The sequence below is a fragment of the Streptomyces sp. NPDC001027 genome, from assembly GCF_040299045.1.
Taxonomy (GTDB): Bacteria; Actinomycetota; Actinomycetes; order Streptomycetales; family Streptomycetaceae; genus Streptomyces.
In genome coordinates, this window is sequence record NZ_JBEPBI010000002.1 from 37,606 (window position 1) to 55,357 (window position 17,752).

Below are 17,752 nucleotides of genomic sequence, written 5' to 3' on the forward strand. Positions count from 1 at the left end.
CCAGTGGTTCGACGTGTTCGCCTAACACTGATTCCTCCCCCGGGAGGCCCCCGCCCCCCGTACTGTCCCTCCCCTCGGAGGCCCCCGCCCCCCGTGTCGCGCTGTTCCTCCCGCAGCAGGCCCCCGCCTCCCGCGCATGAAGTCCCGGTATCCCAGCGCTATGTGAACACCCACCCCGGCGGCAGTGGACGCATGCGTCCTGCCCGTCTCTCGAGGTGCGCGGCGACCCGTCGAAGACCTCGGACGCTCCCCGCGTCCAAGCCCCTCCAGGGCCCAAAGAATTGATCACCCCCACGTCCGGCGTCGAGGACCGCTCACCGGCCTCGCACAGTGCCAGACCAATAGATCATTACGGGTCGCCTCGTGTTCGAACGGCCGAAGCAAGGTCAATCTAGACCATGAGGAGCCGGTATGAAGAGAGGATGTGTGTAATTTGTGTTTAAGGTTTGGGGCTGATCAGTCGACCGGTGACCGCCCTTGGGTTCGTTGTGGCCGACGCGCGTTGCAGCAGCTCGTCCGGCCCTTGGCTTCGGCTTGCGTCCGTCGGCGGACGGCGCGCCGCAACGGGCTTTCGGTGCGCCCGGCTTCGGCGGCGACCGCCCGGCGTTCGTGCAACTCGGCTCGCGGCCGCGGGTGTCCGAGGTGGCAGGCGATCGACCGGCCGCCGCGACCGCGCAGCAATTGATCATGAACGGCCCGTGACGCCTTCCCCGGCGGCGGCGAAACCCGTCCGGGTCTTTCGTCTTGCATGCCGCCGGGCGACGGTCGGCGAATCCTTCTGGGCTTGCTTATGGAATATGCCAAAGGCAATTCGCTGCACTCATGGCGTTCCGGGGAGGCGGGAGCGCCAAGAGGGGTAACCGGCTTGCTTTACCCGCGGGAACCCGCCGGCCGATCGGCCGGACGACGTGAGCGCTCATGACGGCGCCCCGTGCGAGGGTCGTCAGTCGCGGGCCGTCAGTCGCGGGCCGCCGGGTCCGGATCCGCGGCGGCGCGGGCGCCGGCCCCGGCGCTCGCCGCGTGTGCTTCCGCGTGTGCTTCCGCGTGCGCTTCTGTGCGTGCTTCCGCGTGTGCCTCGGCCCTGGCTCCGGCGTCGGGCAGCAGGCCGCTCAGGGCGGCGCACTGCTCGGGCCCCATGACCTGGTCCAGTGCCGCGGTGACCGTCTCGGCGAGCGCCGCGGAGGCTTCCTGCAGCAGTCGGCGGGCCTTGTCGGTGAGGGCTGCCTCGACCCCCCGCTTGTCGCCGCAGACGGACTGGCGGGTGACGAGGCCGGCGTGCTGCAGGCAGGCGATCTGGTACGTCAGCCGGGTCTTGGGGCGTCCGAGCAGCTCGGCGACACGGGTCATGCGCAGGCCCTGCCCGGGCTGCTCGGCCAGCAGGCACAGGACCAGGAACTCGTCGTGCGAGACGTCCAGCCGGTCCTTGACCACGGAACGCAGCCGTTGCTCCACCGCTCCCGTCGCCGCCAGCAGCAGCATCCACCCGCGCAGTTCGGGAGGCAGCAGGCCGCCGCCGGGGCCCTGCGCGGACGGGCAGGCGGGCAGGTCGGCGGGCTGATCAGCGGGTTCTGCCATGGGGCCCAGTGTATCCGTGGTCCAAATTTGCACGACTTGGTTGTTCAGATTTGGATTACCCGCTAGCGTGGCAGTCACATCATCCAAATTTGGACCACCGAGGAGTACCGCCATGACCGTCGCCGTGGAAACCGGACTGTGGCAGCTCGACGCGGGCGCCTCCACCGTCGCCCTCGCGCACCGGACGATGTGGGGCCTGGTCACCGTCAAGGGCGTGTTCACCGCCGTCGACGGCGGCGGCGAGGTGGCGGCCGACGGCACCGCCACCGGCGCCCTGACCCTGAAGGCGGCGTCCCTCGACACGAAGAACGCCAAGCGCGACGCCCATCTGCGCGGCGCCGACTTCTTCGACGCCGACAACCACCCCGACATCACCTTCGTGGTGCGCTCCGCCGCACTCGGCGCCGACGGGACGGCCGAGGTGACCGGTCAGCTCACCGTGCGCGGCATCAGCCGGCCGCAGTCCCTCACTGCGCGCGTCAGCGGAGCGGACGCCGACGCCCTCACCCTCGACACGGAGTTCGCCGTGGACCGCGGCGAGTTCGGCCTGGGCTGGAACCAGCTGGGCATGATCCGCGGAACGGCCGCCGTCACCGCCGCCCTCCGCTTCATCCGCAAGCCGGCCTGACGAGGACCGGACTCCGGCGGGGCCGGTCGGGGCGGGCCGGGGCAGGCGGGGCGGTCGGGGAGAGACGGGCGGGGCCCGTGGTGGGACCGGTGCGGTGGCGGTCCGTGTCGCTGTTGGGCCGAACGGGTGACTTGGCGTAAGAATTGACTGGTGCATGCATTGAAGGCGAGTCAGTTCTGGGGGTGCCGGTGAACCGTTACGACGTCACCGATGAACAGTGGGAAGGGCTCGCTCAGGTCGTTCCGCTGCGCGGCCGGGACGCGTGGCCCTCGGCGGTGGACCACCGCTCGCTCCCGGACGCCGAGACGGAGACCCGGCGCCGCTTCGTCGTCCTGCGGGTCAACGTCTTCGCGGACGCCCGCGAGGTCGCCGAGACGCTGATGGCGGGCATCCCGGTCCTGCTCGACCTGACCGGGGCGGAGACCGACACCGCCAAACGGGTGCTGGACTTCTCCACCGGGGTCGTCTTCGGCCTGGCCAGCGGTATGCACCGGGTCGACCGCAACGTCTTCCTGCTCACCCCGCCGGGCACCGAGGTCGGCGGGATCATGGAGGAGGCGGGCGCCCCGGGCGGCTGAGCGCGCGGGGCACGTCGCTCGATGGTGGGAAGCTCGTCCGGGCGTAACGGTTCGGCTGACGGCGGAGTCCTACCGTCCGGACATGCCCTCGTCGCTTCCCCCCTCCGCCCCGCTGCCGCACGCCGCGCCCCGGCCGCACACCGCGCCCGACGCGGCGCCGACCGGGGACGCGCCCCCCACCGTGCCCGCGCAGACGCAGGCGCACTGCGGGGCGCAGCAGCAGGCCGCGCCCCACGGCGGCGTGCGGACGGCGACCGTCGGCGGGCTCGCGCCACCGCGCGCCCCTCTGGCGCCCGAGCCCGCCGACACCCTGCCCGCACCCCCGCGGTACCCACGGTCCTGCGTCACCGAATTGCGGCTCTCCGCCTTCGCGGGACATCGGCGCGCGCGCTTCCTGCTGGGGTCCGTCACCCTGTTCACCGGAGCCAGCGGCAGCGGCAAGAGCACCGCGCTGCGGGCCTACGAGGCGCTGGCGCGGCTCGGCGGAGGGGCGCGGCTGGCCGCGGTGTTCGCCGATCCGGCCGCGTGCGTGCCGCAGGGCGCGCGGCCCGACGCCCAGCGCCGCCGGGGGTTCCGCATCGGCTGCACGGCCGACGGCCCCGCGGGGCCGGTCCGGCTCGACGTCGCCGTGCAGGCCGAGCCGGAGCTGCGCATCGTGGGCGAACGGCTGAGCGCGGGCGGCGTCGTGCTCCTGGAGACGGCGCTGCGCGATCCCGGACGGCGCACCGTGCAGGCCGCCTGGCACACCGGCGGCTCCGCGCCGGTGACGCGCGCCCCGCTGCCCGACGACCGGCTCGGCACCGCGCTGCTGCCGCTGCGCGTGGCGGGCAAGACCGAAGGCCAGCGGCAGGTGCTCGCCGCCGCCGAGCAGATGGTGGTCGCCCTGCGGTCGGTCTTCGCCTGCGACCCGCAGCCCGACTGGATGGGCGTCCCCGTCCCCACCGGCTCCGGCCGCCTGCTGACCGGCTGCGACAACCTCGCCGACGTCCTGTGGCGCACCCGCGAGGAGTGCGGGCGCCGGCACGCGGCGCTGGTGGCCGCGCTGTCCGCCGGATCCGCCGGACCCGCGGGGCCGGTGCTGGACCTGCGCGCCGAGCCGCTGCCCGACGGCACGGTCCGCGCGGTGCTCGACCGCGCCGGCGGCGGACGCACGGAACTCGCCCGGCTGGGATACGGCGAACTGCGCTACCTCGCGCTCGCCCTGGTGCTGCTCACCGGGCCGGGCGTCCTCGACGTGGACCCGGCCGGCGAGGTTCCGGCCGCGACGCAGACCCTCACCCTGCTCGCCGACGGCCTCGACCGCGGCCTCGACGTCCGGCAGCGCGCCGAACTGCTGCGCCTGGCCGTCCGGATGGCCGACCGGGGGCACATCCGCTGCGTCGGCGCGGTCAGCGACGGATCCTGGGCCGCCCGTACGGACGGGGTGACGGTGGTAGACCTGGGTCCGTGACAGAACGACACCTGGATGTGGCGAAACTGCAGCGCAGACTGGCCGAGTTCGCGGCCGTGCGGAACTGGCAGCCCTTCCACACGCCCAAGAACCTCGTCGCCGCGCTCAGCGTGGAGGCCTCGGAACTCGTCGAGATCTTCCAGTGGCTGACGCCGGAGGAGTCGGCCCGCGTGATGGACGACGCGGACACCGCCCACCGGGTGACGGACGAGGTCGCCGACGTGCTCGCCTATCTGCTGCAACTGTGCGAGGTGCTCGGCATCGACCCGCTGGCGGCGCTGGACGCGAAGATCGACCGCAACGAGCGCAGATTTCCCGCTCCTTAGCCGTCGCTCGTCAGTGCGGCCTTCAGCGCGGCCCTTCAGCGCCAGCCTTCAGTGCCGCTCCTCGTGCCGTCCCTCGGTGAGGTCCCGTGGCGGCGTGGCGGCAGGGCGGCAGGGCGACGTCAGCGGAGCCTTCTCATCCGTTTTCACTCTCCGCAGTCGAACGGCGGATCGAAATCGATTTGTTGTCCACAGATTTCCGTCATCCTCTGGCTTTTCGCCCCTCGCACCCTCACTCTGGGTAGTGAACAAGGGTGTTCGGGCGGACGTGCGATCCAGCACGTCGGGGACAGACGGGGCGGCGTATGGACGCGGTGCGGCTCATCCTGACGAGCAGACGCGAGCTGGCGGGCAGCGGCGAAGGTGCGGAGATCCTCACGCAGGTGTGGCAGGCGCAGGCCCTGGCGCAGGCGATCGGCAGTCGCCTCGCCGTCTCGGGCCCGCCCGAACTGCGCGGCGAGGCGCTGGGCCTGACCGAGCTGGCCGGCCGGGGCTGCGGTGTGCTGGGCGCTCCGGACCTCGATCCGGGCGATCTGCTCGCCGCCCGGCTGACCGAGCTGGCGGACGCCCGGCAGGCGCTGCTCGATCTGGCAGGCCTGCTCGGCGAGGTCGGCATCGCCCTGGTGGGCCTGGCGAGCTCGGCGGACGACCAGGGCACGTACTGGAAGTGCATGGAGGCCATCGACGCGGCGGACGAGTCCAGGGACCGGGTCCTGGAGATGCTGCGCAAGCTGGCGGCGCGCGAGGAGCGCGAGGAGCGGGAGGCCGCCTTACCGGAGCGGTGAGCGCATCGCCGCAACGGTTGGGTGTCGGCGCCGGAAGGGCGAGCGTGTCGCCGGGCGCGACTTCGTCCTCCCCGAATCGGCCGGCGGCCGGACCGGCGGGGTCGACGGGCCGATGGCGTCGACGGGCCGGTCGGCGTGCAGGATGGGGACATGGATCTTCGCATCTTCACCGAGCCCCAGCAGGGGGCGACCTACGACACCCTCCTCACCGTGGCGAAAGCCACCGAGGACCTCGGGTTCGACGCCTTCTTCCGGTCCGATCACTATCTGAAGATGGGCGACGTGAGCGGTCTGCCGGGCCCCACGGACGCCTGGATCACCCTCGCCGGTCTCGCCCGGGAGACCAAGCGCATCCGCCTCGGCACGCTGATGACCGCCGGCACCTTCCGGCTGCCCGGCGTGCTCGCCATCCAGGTGGCGCAGGTGGACCAGATGTCCGGCGGGCGCATCGAACTGGGCCTGGGCGCCGGCTGGTTCGAGGAGGAGCACAAGGCGTACGGCATTCCCTTCCCGAAGGAGAAGATCGGCCGGCTGGAGGAGCAGCTGGAGATCGTCACCGGCCTGTGGGCCACCGAGCTCGGCAAGACCTTCGACTTCCACGGGACGTACTACGAGCTCGCCGGTTCGCCCGCGCTGCCCAAGCCCGCACAGGCGAAGGTCCCCGTGCTGATCGGCGGCAACGGCGCGACCCGCACCCCGCGGCTCGCCGCCCGGTTCGCCGACGAGTTCAACATGCCGTTCGGCACGGTCGCGGACAGCGAGCGGCAGTTCGGCCGGGTGCGGGCCGCCGCCGAGGAGATCGGACGCGACGCGGACACGATCACCCTGTCCAACGCCCTCGTCGTCTGCGTCGGCCGGGACGAGCAGGAGCTCGCCCGGCGGGCCGCCGCTATCGGCCGCGAGGTCGACGAGCTCCGCGCCAACGGGCTGGCCGGCTCCCCGGCCGAGGTCGTCGACAAGGTCGGCCGCTTCGCCGAGATCGGTTCCCGGCGGATGTACCTCCAGGTCCTGGACCTGCACGACCTGGACCACCTGGAACTGATCTCGGCCCAGGTGCAGACGCAACTGCCGTAGCACCCCGGGTGAGTCTGAGCCTGGGGCCTGGGTCCGAGCTTGGTCCCAGGCCCAGGCCCAGGCCCAGGTCCGGGTTGCCGGGCCCTGGGACGCGTCCCGTTCCGCTCCCGTCCCCGGGGCGATCAGGACCGACCAGGGGCTTACCAGGGCTGACCAGGGCCGACGGCCGCTCGGCGGCGTCGAAATTCCCGCGTGCCGACGAAGGGATGTCGCTAGGTTGGAGGGCGCGTGAGCATGCGACAAGCGCCCCCGCACCCCATCCGCACTCTTCCGAGGCACCCACCGTGTTCCTGACGATCAGCACCGCCGGCGCCCCCGAACGCCCCGCCACCGACCTGGGCTTCCTGCTGCACAAGCACCCGGAGAAATCGCAGGCGTTCACGACCTCCTACGGCACGGCCCACGTCTTCTACCCACAGGCCGACGCCGAGCGCTGCACCGCGGCGCTGCTGCTGGAGGTCGACGCCGTGGCGCTCGTCCGGCGCGGCAAGGGCAAAGGCCGCGGCGGCGCCCCCGACGCGGCTCTCGCCCAGTACGTCAACGACCGCCCCTACGCGGCCTCCTCGCTGCTCGCGGTGGCGCTCAGCGGCGTGTTCTCCAGCGCGATGCGCGGCGTCTGCGCGACGAAGCCGGAACTCCCTTCACAGACGCGGCAGTTGCGTATCGAGGTGCCCGCGCTGCCCGCCCGCGGCGGCCCCGGCCTGGTCCGCGCCCTGTTCGAGCCGCTCGGCTGGACGGTGAGCGCCGAACCGGTCGCCCTCGACACGGAGTTCCCGCAGTGGGGCGACTCCCGGTATGTGAGCCTGGTCCTGGAGTCGCAGAGTCTGACCCTCGCCGAGGCCCTGCGCCACCTCTACGTCCTGCTGCCCGTCCTCGACGACGCCAAGCACTACTGGGTGTCCTCCGACGAGGTCGACAAGCTGCTGCGCGCCGGAGAGGGCTGGCTGCCCGACCACCCCGAACAGAAGCTGATCACCAGCCGATACCTCTCCCGCCGCTGGTCGCTGACCCGGCAGGCGATGGAGCGGCTCGAACTGGTCCGGCTCGCCGAGGCCGACGACAGCGAGGTCGAGGACATCGACAACGCGGTCGAGGCGGAGGCCGAGACGGAGAGCAGGCCCACCCCGCTGGCCGTGCAGCGCCGGGACGCGATCGTCGCCGCGCTGACCGGGGCGGGCGCGGCCCGGGTCCTCGACCTCGGCTGCGGCCAGGGCCAGCTGGTGCAGGCCCTGCTCAAGGACCCGCGGTTCACCGAGATCGTCGGCGTCGACGTGTCGATGCGCGCGCTCGCCATCGCCTCCCGCCGGCTGAAGCTCGACCGCATGGGGGAGCGGCAGGCGTCACGCGTGCGGCTCCTGCAGGGCTCCCTCGCGTACACCGACACCCGCCTCAAGGGCTACGACGCCGCCGTCCTCAGCGAGGTGATCGAACACCTCGACCTGCCCCGGCTGCCCGCCCTGGAGTACGCGGTGTTCGGCTCGGCCCGCCCGCGCACGGTCCTCGTGACCACCCCGAACGTCGAGTACAACGTGCGCTGGGAGAGCCTGCCGGCCGGTCACGTCCGGCACGGCGACCACCGCTTCGAGTGGACCCGCGAGGAGTTCCGCGGCTGGGCGACCCAGGTCGCCGAACGCCACGGGTACGACGTCCGGTTCACCCCCGTCGGACCGGACGACCCGGAGGTCGGCCCGCCCACCCAGATGGCCGTTTTCGAGATGAGCACCGCCGGCGCCGGCGCCGGCGACGAGAAGAAGGAGGCGAAGGCAGCATGACCGACACCGACGTTCCCCCGAAGCGGGCCCGTGTGCTGCCCGTCACCGACCTCTCCCTCGTCGTGCTCGTCGGCGCGTCCGGGGCCGGCAAGTCCACCTTCGCCCGCCGCCACTTCAAGCCCACCGAGATCATCTCCTCCGACTTCTGCCGGGGTCTCGTCTCCGACGACGAGAACGACCAGAGCGCCACCCGGGACGCCTTCGACGTCCTGCACTACATCGCCGGCAAACGGCTCGCGGCCGGCCGCCGCACGGTCGTCGACGCGACCAGCGTGCAGCCCGAGGCCCGACGCCGACTCGTCGACCTGGCACGCCAGTACGACGTGCTGCCCATCGCCGTCGTGCTGGACGTGCCCGAAGAGGTGTGCGCGCAGCGCAACGCCGCCCGCACCGACCGCGCCGACATGCCGCGCCGCGTCATCCAGCGCCACATCCGCGAACTGCGGCGCTCCCTGCGAGGCCTGGAACGCGAAGGCTTCCGCAAGGTGCACATCCTGCGGGGCGTCGAGGACGTCGAGAACGCCGCCGTCGTCACCGAGAAGCGCTTCAACGACCTGACCCACCTCACCGGACCCTTCGACGTCATCGGCGACATCCACGGCTGCGCCGTTGAACTGGAGTCGCTGCTCGGCAAGTTGGGGTACGCCGACGGCGTCCACCCGGAGGGCCGGCAGGCCGTGTTCGTCGGCGACCTCGTCGACCGCGGCCCGGACAGCCCGGGCGTGCTGCGCCGCGTGATGTCCATGGTCAAGTCGGGCAACGCCCTGTGCGTCCCCGGCAACCACGAGAACAAGTACGGCCGGTTCCTCAAGGGCCGCAACGTCCAGCACACCCATGGACTCGCCGAGACCATCGAGCAGATGGAGGGCGAGAGCGAGGAGTTCCGTGCCGAGGTAAGGGAGTTCATCGACAAACTGGTCAGCCACTACGTCCTCGACGGCGGCCGGCTGGTGGTCTGCCACGCGGGCCTGCCGGAGAAGTACCACGGCCGCACCTCCGGCCGCGTCCGCTCGCACGCGCTGTACGGCGAGACCACCGGCGAGACCGACGAGTTCGGCCTGCCGGTGCGCTACCCGTGGGCCGAGGACTACCGGGGCCGCGCGGCCGTGGTCTACGGCCACACGCCCGTGCCCGAGGCCACCTGGCTGAACAACACCATCTGCCTGGACACCGGCGCCGTCTTCGGCGGCAAGCTGACCGCGCTGCGCTGGCCGGAGCGCGAGCTGGTCGACGTCCCGGCGGAGCAGGTCTGGTACGAGCCGGTGAAGCCGCTGCGGTCCGAGGCTCCGGGCGGTCACGACGGCCGTCCGCTGGACCTGGCCGACGTCCACGGCCGACGCATCGTGGAAACCCGTTACGAGGGCCAGAGCCGCATCTCGATCCGGGAGGAGAACGCCGCCGCTGCCCTAGAGGTCATGAGCCGGTTCGCCGTCGACCCGCGCCTGCTGCCCTACCTCCCGCCGACCATGGCCCCCACCGCCACCAGCCGGGTGGACGGCTACCTCGAGCACCCGGCGGAGGCGTTCGCACAGTACGCACGCGACGGCGTCGCGCGAGTCGTGTGCGAGGAGAAGCACATGGGCTCGCGGGCGGTGGCCCTGGTCTGCCGGGACGCGGAAACGGCCCGTAAGCGTTTCGGAACCGTCGGCGGCGACCAGGGCCCGACCGGGTCCCTCTACACCCGCACCGGCCGCCCGTTCTTCGACGACGCGAAGGTCACCGAGGAGGTCCTCGGCCGGATACGGACGGCGGTGGACGCGGCCGGCCTCTGGACGGAGCTGGACACCGACTGGCTGCTGCTGGACGCCGAGCTGATGCCGTGGTCGCTGAAGGCGTCCGGCCTGCTGCGCTCGCAGTACGCGGCCGTGGGCGCCGCGTCCGGCGCGGTCTTCCCGGGTGCGCTCGCCGCGCTGGACGGCGCCGCAGCCCGGGGCGTCGACGTCGCGGACCTCCTCGCCCGCCAGCGTGAACGCGCCTCGGACGCGGCGGCGTTCACCGAGGCCTACCGGCGCTACTGCTGGACCACGGACGGTCTCGACGGCGTGGCGCTCGCCCCGTTCCAGATCCTCGCCGTCCAGGGCCGCAGCCTCGCCGCCCTGCCGCACGACGAGCAGCTCTCGCTCCTCGACCGGCTGGTGGAGCACGACACCACAGGCCTGCTCCGCACCACCCGCCGCCTCTACGTCGACACCGCCGACCCCGAGTCGGTCCGGGCCGGCGTCGACTGGTGGCTGGAGATGACCGGACGCGGCGGCGAGGGCATGGTCGTCAAACCGCTGGGCGCCCTGTGCCGGGACGGGGAGGGCCGCCTGGTGCAGCCCGGCATCAAGTGCCGGGGCCGCGAGTACCTCCGGATCATCTACGGCCCGGAGTACACCCGCCCCGACAACCTCGCCCGCCTGCGCGGCCGCTTCCTCAACCACAAGCGGTCGCTGGCGATCCGCGAGTACGCCCTCGGCCTGGAGGCCCTTTCCCGGCTGGCGGAGGGCGAGCCCCTGTGGCGCGTCCACGAGGCCGTCTTCGGAGTCCTCGCCCTGGAATCGGAACCGGTGGACCCCCGCCTGTGAGGCCCTGACCGACAACCCCCACCCCACCCCGCCGGATCCAGCCCACCCCGCCGGATCCGCCCCGTCCGGCCCGGTTCGGCCCGGTCCAGCCCGTCTGGCCCGTCCGGCCGGGTCAGCCCGTCCGATCCGGGCCGGCCCCCGTCCGACGCGTTCGATCGGGTCGACCCCGGTCCGACGCGTTCGACCGGGGCAGCCCGTCCGGCCCGTCCCGCGACGCACCGCGTGCCGTCGCGGAGGCGGCGTCGGGGCGGGCCGCGAACGTGTCCCACCCCGAGCGGCACGTGCGGATCGCTCACTCCGGTCGCTCGGACCACCGGCCCGGGCCCCGCGTGCCCGCGATTCCGCTGCGCGCACGCGCCGCCGCAGAACGCGTAGGGAATCTCGTCGCCGACCGCACTGCGACCGACCAGGCAGTCCCCGTCGTCGTCCGCGTGGTGGACCGGGCGAGGTTCCGGAGCGTGTCCGACCGGGGCGGTCGGTCGGGGCGGACGACCGGGGCGCAGGCGGTCCCCGTGACCGTCGACCGACAGCGCGGGGGACCGGGCGAGGCGGGGGCCGCGAGGGCGGGGACGCCGACGCCCGTCACCCCGCGAGCCGCAGCCGCTCCCCGCACACCCCCACCCGCACCCGCTGCCCCCATGTCAGCTCCAGCGCGTCGCTCTCGATGCCGTCGCCGAAGGCGATGAGGCGCTCCGACTCGACGGTCAGCGTCAGCCGGCCGTCGGCCGCGAGCTCTCCCGCGACCAGGGACGTGCCGGTCGCCGGGGACGGCCAGGCCTCCCGGACGAACCACACCAGCCGGTCCTCCGTCGGCCCCGGCAGCCGCAGGCGACCCTCGCCCCCGGCCCCGCCCCGCTCCTGCCACACCGACCGGAGCCAGCCGGTCGCCCCGGTGCCCGTGCCCACCAGCACCCCGGAGGAGGCCTGGGCCTCGACGGCGCCCCCGTCGCCGTCGAGGCCCAGGCGGTAACGGGCGGTCTGGTGACCGGCGGCGCCCAGGTAGATCTCATTGAGCGCCAGCAGCCGCTGGGTGTCGTCGGCGACCGCCTCCACCATGGTCAGCTCCTCCGTGCCGGCGCCCGCCGCCGCCACGGAGCGCAGGAGCGACGCGGCGTCCTGCGGCCGGTGACGCACCAGTACGCCCGGGTTGCGGCCGGGGTCGCTGTCGATGCCCACCACCGGTTGCCCCGTCAGGTACTTGGCGACGTTCGCCACCAGGCCGTCCTGGCCGACCACGACCACCACGTCCTCCGGCGCGAACAGAAAACGGTCCAAGTCGCCCCGCTCCACCCTTGTCTGACGCCATGTCAGGGGAATGGCGGCCGTCACCTCCGCCAGCGCCCGCCGGGTGCGCCGGTGGCGTTCGGCGACCTCCTCGATGTCCCGGCCCCGCGAGGAGAGGAAGAAGGCGGCCTGACCGTGCGTGCCGTGCCGGGCCGTCAACTCCTCGTACTCCGTGGTGCGATGGACCAGCACGGCCCGCGGGGCGAGACTCACCGAGCCGCTCCCAGCTTGGCGAGCAGCCCCGTCAGCACGTCCGGCGAGATCGTCACGCTGTCGATGTGCGGCAGGTTCTCCGCGAGTCGCGTCCCGGTGAGGGCGTGCAGCGTCGCCACGTCGACGTCCCCGTGCACCCGCAGCCACGCGGCCTGCGCCTGGGCGCGTGCCTCGCCGACCTCGCGTGCCGCCTGCGCCTCGGCGCGGGCGAGCTGCACCGAGCGTGCCGCCTCCGCCTCGGAGAGCCGGGCCAGTCGCACCGCCTCCGCCTGCGCCAGCCGCTCGGTGCGCAGCGCTTCGGCGTCCGCCAGCTGTATCTGCTTCGCCGCCTCCGCCTCCGCGAGCTTCACCGACCGGGCCGCCTCCGCCTCCGAGAGCCGCACGGTCCGCGTCGCCTCGGCCTCGGCCCGGACCTTGTCCGCGGCCGCGCTCTCCTCCGCCTCACGACGGGTGTTCGTGCCGCGCTGCTCGACCAGCTGCTCCTCACGGCGGGCCAGCTCGATCTTGCTGGCCAGCTCGTTCTCGGCGATCGTCCGCTCCCGTTCGACGGCCACCGCCCGCCGCTCGTACGTCGCCCGGTCGGCCTCCTGCTGGATCAGCTCGCGCGCCGGAGTCCGCAGCGCCCGCTCCACCTCGGGCTCCGGGCGGAGCGCCACCACCCGCACGGCCACGATCTCGATGCCGGTGGCCGGCAACCGCGGCTCCGCCGCAAGCCCCGCGGCGACCCGCTCCCGCACGGCCGTCACGCCGTCCACCAGCGCTGACGACAACGAGGTGCGAGCGAGGACGTCCAGCGCGTGCTGCTGCGCCGTCTCGGTCAGCAGGGTGCCGAGCTGTTCGAGCGGCGCGCCGCGCCACGCCCCGGTGTCCGGGTCGATGGAGAAGTCCAGACGGGCGGCGGCCACGGCCGGGTCGCTGATCCGGTACGTCACCGTGGCCTGGACCGCCACGTCCTGGAAGTCGACGGTGCGGGCGTGGAACGTCATGGCCAGCTCGCGGTCGTCGACCGGCACCTCGGAGAGTGCGGCGCTCAGCGCGCGGTACCAGAAGCTGAGCCCGGGCCCGTCGTGCGCCAGCTTGCCGGAGCGGTGGTGGCGTATGTGCGCGGTCGGAGCGCCGCGCAGATGGCGCCAGCCCAGGCGCCGGGTGATGTCGGCCATGAGTGACCCCCCTCGGTCTCGTTTCTCGTCAAAGCGACGATAAGAAAACGATAGTCCGCCCTCCCCTTGTCGTCAAGAGGACGAAAACCGGGGTGGGGCAAGCCGGTGAGCGGTACGAGGCCGGTGAGTGGAACAAGCCAGTGCGGAAACGGTCCGGTAGCGGGTGAAGCCGGTCCTCGGTGGTCAGGATGGAGGCATGGGATTCCATGTCGACTCCGAAGCCGGGCGCCTGCGCCGCGTCATCCTGCACCGGCCGGATCTCGAGCTCAAAAGGCTCACACCCAGCAACAAGGACGCACTTCTCTTCGACGACGTGCTCTGGGTGCGCCGGGCGCGCGCCGAGCACGACGGGTTCGCCGACGTGCTGCGCGACCGCGGCGTCGCCGTCCACCTCTTCGGCGACCTCCTCACCGAGGTCCTGGCGATCCCGGCGGCCCGCGCGCTCGTCCTGGACCGCGTCTTCGACGAGAAGGAATACGGGGTGCTCGCCACCGACCACCTTCGCGCCGCCTTCCAGGACCTCCCCGCCCCGCAGCTGGCCGAGGCCCTCGTCGGCGGCATGACCAAGCGGGAGTTCCTCGAAGCGCATCCCGAACCGACGTCCGTGCGCTTCCATGTCATGGAACTCGACGACTTCCTCCTCGACCCGCTGCCCAACCACCTCTTCACCCGCGACACCTCTGCCTGGATCTACGACGGCGTCGCCATCAACGCCATGCGCTGGCCGGCCCGGCAGCGCGAGACCGTCCACTTCGAGGCCATCTACCGGCATCACCCCCTGTTCCGCGGCGAGACGTTCCGCGTGTGGTCCGAGGGCCAGGCCGACTACCCGTCCACCATCGAGGGCGGGGACGTCCTCGTCATCGGCAACGGCGCCGTGCTGATCGGCATGAGCGAGCGCACCACCCCGCAGGCTGTCGAGATGCTCGCCCACAAGCTGTTCGCCGCCGGCTCGGCCGAGACCATCGTGGCGCTCGACATGCCCAAGCGGCGGGCCTTCATGCACCTCGACACGGTGATGACGATGGTCGACGGCGACACCTTCACCCAGTACGCGGGCCTCGGCATGCTCCGCTCGTACACCATCGAACCGGGCGTCGGCGAGAAGGAGCTGAAGGTCACCGACCACCCGCCGGAGCACATGCACCGCGCCATCGCCGCGGCCCTCGGCCTCAGCGAGATCCGGGTGCTCACCGCCACCCAGGACGTGCATGCCGCCGAACGCGAGCAGTGGGACGACGGCTGCAACGTGCTCGCCGTCGAGCCGGGCGTCGTCATCGCCTACGAGCGCAACGTCACCACCAACACCCACCTGCGGAAACAGGGAATCGAAGTGATAGAGATCCCCGGCAGCGAACTCGGCCGGGGGAGAGGGGGCCCGCGCTGCATGAGCTGCCCGGTCGAGCGCAGCCCTGTATAGAAATGCCAATCTTCGTATAGAGTTCCAGTGTCCTGTTCTCGTACCTCTGGAGCGCCCCCATGGCGACTGTCCCGACCGCCCTCGCCGGCCGCCACTTCCTCAAGGAGCTGGACTTCACGGGGGAGGAGTTCCGCGGCCTGGTCGAGCTGGCCGCCGAGCTGAAGGCCGCCAAGAAGGCCGGGACCGAGGTGCAGCACCTGCGCGGCAGGAACATCGCCCTCATCTTCGAGAAGACCTCGACGCGCACCCGCTGCGCGTTCGAGGTCGCCGCCGCCGACCAGGGCGCCTCCACCACCTATCTGGACCCGGCAGGCTCCCAGATAGGCCACAAGGAGTCGGTGAAGGACACCGCGCGCGTGCTGGGCCGCATGTACGACGGCATCGAGTACCGCGGCGACAGCCAGCACAAGGTCGAGGAGCTCGCCGCCCACGCGGGCGTGCCGGTCTTCAACGGGCTCACCGACGACTGGCACCCCACCCAGATGCTCGCCGACGTGCTCACCATGACCGAGCACTGCGCCAAGGGCCTGGACGGCCGCATCGCCTTCGCCTACCTCGGCGACGCGCGCTTCAACATGGGCAACTCCTACCTGATCACCGGGGCGCTGCTCGGCATGGACGTCCGCATCGTCGCGCCGAAGGAGTACTGGCCGGCCGAGGAGGTCGTCGCGAAGGCCCGCGAGCTCGCCGCGGACAGCGGGGCCGCCGTCCTGCTCACCGAGGACGTCGCCGAGGGCGTGCGCGGCGCCGACTTCGTCGCCACCGACGTCTGGGTCTCCATGGGCGAGCCCAAGGAGGTCTGGGGCGAGCGGATCGCCGCCCTCGGCCCCTACGCCGTCACCATGGACGTCCTGCGCGCCACCGGCAACCCGGACGTCCGGTTCCTGCACTGCCTGCCGGCCTTCCACGACCTCGGCACCGCGGTCGGCCAGGGGATATTCGACAGCCACGGCCTCGACTGCCTCGAGGTGACCGACGAGGTCTTCGAATCGGAGCACTCCGTCGTCTTCGACGAGGCGGAGAACCGTCTGCACACCATCAAGGCCGTCCTGGTCGCCACCCTCGCCGGACACCCGCGGCGCTGAACCGGCACGCGCCGCTCACGCCGCACGCGCCGCTCACGCCCGGGGCGCGCCGCTCACGCCGGGCGCGGGCTGCGCTGCGGCGGCACCGCGGCCAGCCGGAACCACACCGCCTTGCCCTGATCGGTGGGCCGGTGCCCGCAGGACGAGCTGAGCGCGCGGATCAGCAGCAGCCCGCGTCCGTGCTCCTGCCAGGGGTCGGGCTCCACGCCGGCGGGACGGGTGAGGTCGCCCGGCGGCTCCGGGTCGGCGTCGTGCACCTCGACCTGGCAGCCGCCCGGATGCAGCTCCACGACCAGCTCTATCGGCGCGTCCCCGGCGGTGTGCTCCACGGCGTTCGCCACCAGCTCGGCCGTGAGCAGCTCCGCCGTGTCGCTGTCCGCCCCGTGCTTCAGCTCGGCCAGCGCGGTACGGACCAGTGCACGCGCCACCGGCACGGCCGCGGCAGAGTGCGGCAGTGCGATTCGCCAGGAGGCGGCGGAGTCGGAGGGGCGTTCGTGCAAGGCGAGTCCGTTCATGGCGCAGGTTCCCGTGATCGACATCAGGCGGTCCTGCCTTCAATTTCAGGAATGGTACGGCGACCTCCGGCAGAGGTGCTCGGCGGGCACCGCGCGGGACGTTCAGACCCCGCTGTCGAGCGGCTTACCCGCGTGAACGCCCTCCCTCGCGCACCTGATCCGCTTGTTACCGCCTTATCGACGACCGGTGACGTGTGTGACGGGCGCACGCCGTGCCGTGACACGGCGATACAGGGCGATTGTGCCCCCCTCGTATATCGCGCACTCATGACGACAGTCACGGGAGGGTGATAACTTCGAAGGCGACCGTCGAGGAGGCCGCCCTCATGAGTCCCTTCACCGGCTCCGCCGCCCGCACCCCCGACTGGCGTCATCTGCACGTCGAGCACGACGACGGCGTCGCCACCGTCACCCTCGCCCGCCCGGAAAAGCTCAACGCCCTCACCTTCGGCGCCTACGCCGACCTGCGCGACCTGCTCGCCGAGCTGTCCAGGGAGCGGTCGGTCCGCGCCCTGGTGCTGGCCGGCGAAGGCCGCGGCTTCTGCTCCGGAGGCGACGTCGACGAGATCATCGGCGCCACCCTCGGCATGGACACCGCCCAGCTCCTCGACTTCAACCGGATGACCGGCCAGGTCGTACGGGCCCTGCGGGAATGCCCGTTCCCGGTCATCGCGGCCGTGCACGGGGTGGCGGCCGGCGCCGGCGCGGTCCTCGCACTGGCCGCCGACTTCCGGATCGCCGACCCCGGCGCCCGCTTCGCGTTCCTCTTCACCCGCGTCGGCCTCTCCGGCGGTGACATGGGAGCCGCCTACCTGCTGCCCCGGATCGTCGGACTCGGCCACGCCACCCGGCTCCTCATGCTCGGCGAACCCGTCCGCGCCCCCGAGGCCGAGCGGATCGGCCTGATCAGCGAACTGACCGAGGAAGGGCAGGCCGACGAGGCCGCCCACGCCCTGGCCCGCCGCCTGGCCGACGGCCCGGCACTCGCCTACGCGCAGACCAAGGCGCTGCTGACAGCCGAACTGGACATGCCGCTCGCGGCCTCCGTGGAACTCGACGCCTCCACCCAGGCCCTGCTCATGAACGGCGAGGACTACGCCGAGTTCCACGAGGCGTTCACCCAGAAGCGCCCCCCGAAGTGGCGCGGCCGATGAAACCGCCTTCGAAAACAACGCCTTCCACGACACCGCCTTCCGGGACGGTGGCTGCGGGGGTGAGGGCTGGGTCGACGGCGGACATTGCGACACCGGTTTCCGAAACGAAGCCTTCGAGGAAGCCGGTCTCGGAAACGGCAACGGCGAGGGAATCGCTTGCGGAAACGGC

15 protein-coding genes are annotated in these 17,752 nt (G+C 72.4%); 11 read left to right on the top strand and 4 right to left on the bottom strand.

What is annotated here, in order from left to right:
- Positions 1–957: 957 nt before the first annotated feature.
- Positions 958–1,575 carry a MarR family winged helix-turn-helix transcriptional regulator gene (locus ABT300_RS01340; RefSeq protein WP_351670357.1) on the bottom strand — a complete coding sequence of 206 codons (618 nt, stop codon included), beginning with the start codon at positions 1,573–1,575 and terminating at the stop codon, positions 958–960.
- Positions 1,576–1,687: 112 nt separating this feature from the next.
- Between ABT300_RS01340 and ABT300_RS01345 the strand changes: the two genes are divergently transcribed.
- The 8 genes from ABT300_RS01345 to ABT300_RS01380 all read left to right on the top strand — a co-directional run bounded on the left by ABT300_RS01345 (position 1,688) and on the right by ABT300_RS01380 (position 10,752).
- Positions 1,688–2,203 carry a YceI family protein gene (locus ABT300_RS01345; RefSeq protein ID WP_351670360.1) on the top strand — a complete coding sequence of 172 codons (516 nt, stop codon included), beginning with the start codon at positions 1,688–1,690 and terminating at the stop codon, positions 2,201–2,203.
- A 188-nt stretch (positions 2,204–2,391) separates the two neighbouring features.
- A complete protein-coding gene (locus ABT300_RS01350; RefSeq protein ID WP_351670363.1) occupies positions 2,392–2,781 on the top strand; it encodes a cell division protein SepF in 390 nt (129 codons plus the stop codon).
- Positions 2,782–2,863: 82 nt separating this feature from the next.
- Complete coding sequence (locus tag ABT300_RS01355; RefSeq protein ID WP_351670366.1) at positions 2,864–4,231, top strand: AAA family ATPase; 1,368 nt, start codon at positions 2,864–2,866, stop codon at positions 4,229–4,231.
- Complete coding sequence (locus ABT300_RS01360; protein WP_351670368.1) at positions 4,228–4,557, top strand: nucleotide pyrophosphohydrolase; 330 nt, start codon at positions 4,228–4,230, stop codon at positions 4,555–4,557. The genes ABT300_RS01355 and ABT300_RS01360 overlap by 4 nt, the downstream gene beginning before the upstream one ends.
- Positions 4,558–4,859: 302 nt before the next feature.
- Complete coding sequence (locus ABT300_RS01365; RefSeq protein ID WP_351670371.1) at positions 4,860–5,339, top strand: DUF6099 family protein; 480 nt, start codon at positions 4,860–4,862, stop codon at positions 5,337–5,339.
- 150 nt (positions 5,340–5,489) lie between these two features.
- Positions 5,490–6,413 (top strand): LLM class F420-dependent oxidoreductase, encoded by a 924-nt coding sequence (locus ABT300_RS01370; RefSeq protein WP_351670374.1) that lies wholly within the window; start codon positions 5,490–5,492, stop codon positions 6,411–6,413.
- A 284-nt stretch (positions 6,414–6,697) separates the two neighbouring features.
- Positions 6,698–8,185, top strand: coding sequence for a 3' terminal RNA ribose 2'-O-methyltransferase Hen1 (locus ABT300_RS01375; protein ID WP_351670377.1), 1,488 nt, complete (start codon positions 6,698–6,700; stop codon positions 8,183–8,185).
- Entirely contained in the window at positions 8,182–10,752 is a 2,571-nt protein-coding gene (locus tag ABT300_RS01380) for a polynucleotide kinase-phosphatase (RefSeq protein WP_351670380.1), read from the top strand. The genes ABT300_RS01375 and ABT300_RS01380 overlap by 4 nt, the downstream gene beginning before the upstream one ends.
- A 582-nt stretch (positions 10,753–11,334) precedes the next feature.
- Here ABT300_RS01380 and ABT300_RS01385 read toward each other — a convergent pair.
- The gene (locus tag ABT300_RS01385) at positions 11,335–12,249 is read right to left on the bottom strand and encodes an NAD(+)/NADH kinase (RefSeq protein ID WP_351670383.1); all 915 of its coding nucleotides are present in this window, start codon (positions 12,247–12,249) and stop codon (positions 11,335–11,337) included.
- On the bottom strand, positions 12,246–13,409 hold the full coding sequence (locus ABT300_RS01390) for an SPFH domain-containing protein (protein WP_351670386.1): 1,164 nt from the start codon (positions 13,407–13,409) through the stop codon (positions 12,246–12,248). The genes ABT300_RS01385 and ABT300_RS01390 overlap by 4 nt, the downstream gene beginning before the upstream one ends.
- A gap of 196 nt (positions 13,410–13,605) precedes the next feature.
- Here ABT300_RS01390 and ABT300_RS01395 point away from each other — a divergent pair, with 196 nt between their 5' ends.
- Positions 13,606–14,829, top strand: a complete 1,224-nt coding sequence (locus ABT300_RS01395; protein ID WP_351670389.1) for an arginine deiminase — start codon at positions 13,606–13,608, stop codon at positions 14,827–14,829.
- Positions 14,830–14,888: 59 nt separating this feature from the next.
- Complete coding sequence (argF, locus tag ABT300_RS01400; RefSeq protein ID WP_351670392.1) at positions 14,889–15,914, top strand: ornithine carbamoyltransferase; 1,026 nt, start codon at positions 14,889–14,891, stop codon at positions 15,912–15,914.
- Positions 15,915–15,967: 53 nt separating this feature from the next.
- Here argF and ABT300_RS01405 read toward each other — a convergent pair whose 3' ends face one another.
- Entirely contained in the window at positions 15,968–16,429 is a 462-nt protein-coding gene (locus tag ABT300_RS01405; protein ID WP_351670624.1) for an ATP-binding protein, read from the bottom strand.
- A 326-nt stretch (positions 16,430–16,755) separates the two neighbouring features.
- Between ABT300_RS01405 and ABT300_RS01410 the strand changes: the two genes are divergently transcribed.
- Positions 16,756–17,583: an enoyl-CoA hydratase family protein gene (locus ABT300_RS01410; protein WP_351670395.1), complete on the top strand. Its 828-nt coding sequence runs from the start codon at positions 16,756–16,758 to the stop codon at positions 17,581–17,583.
- The last annotated feature ends 169 nt before the right edge of the window (positions 17,584–17,752 follow it).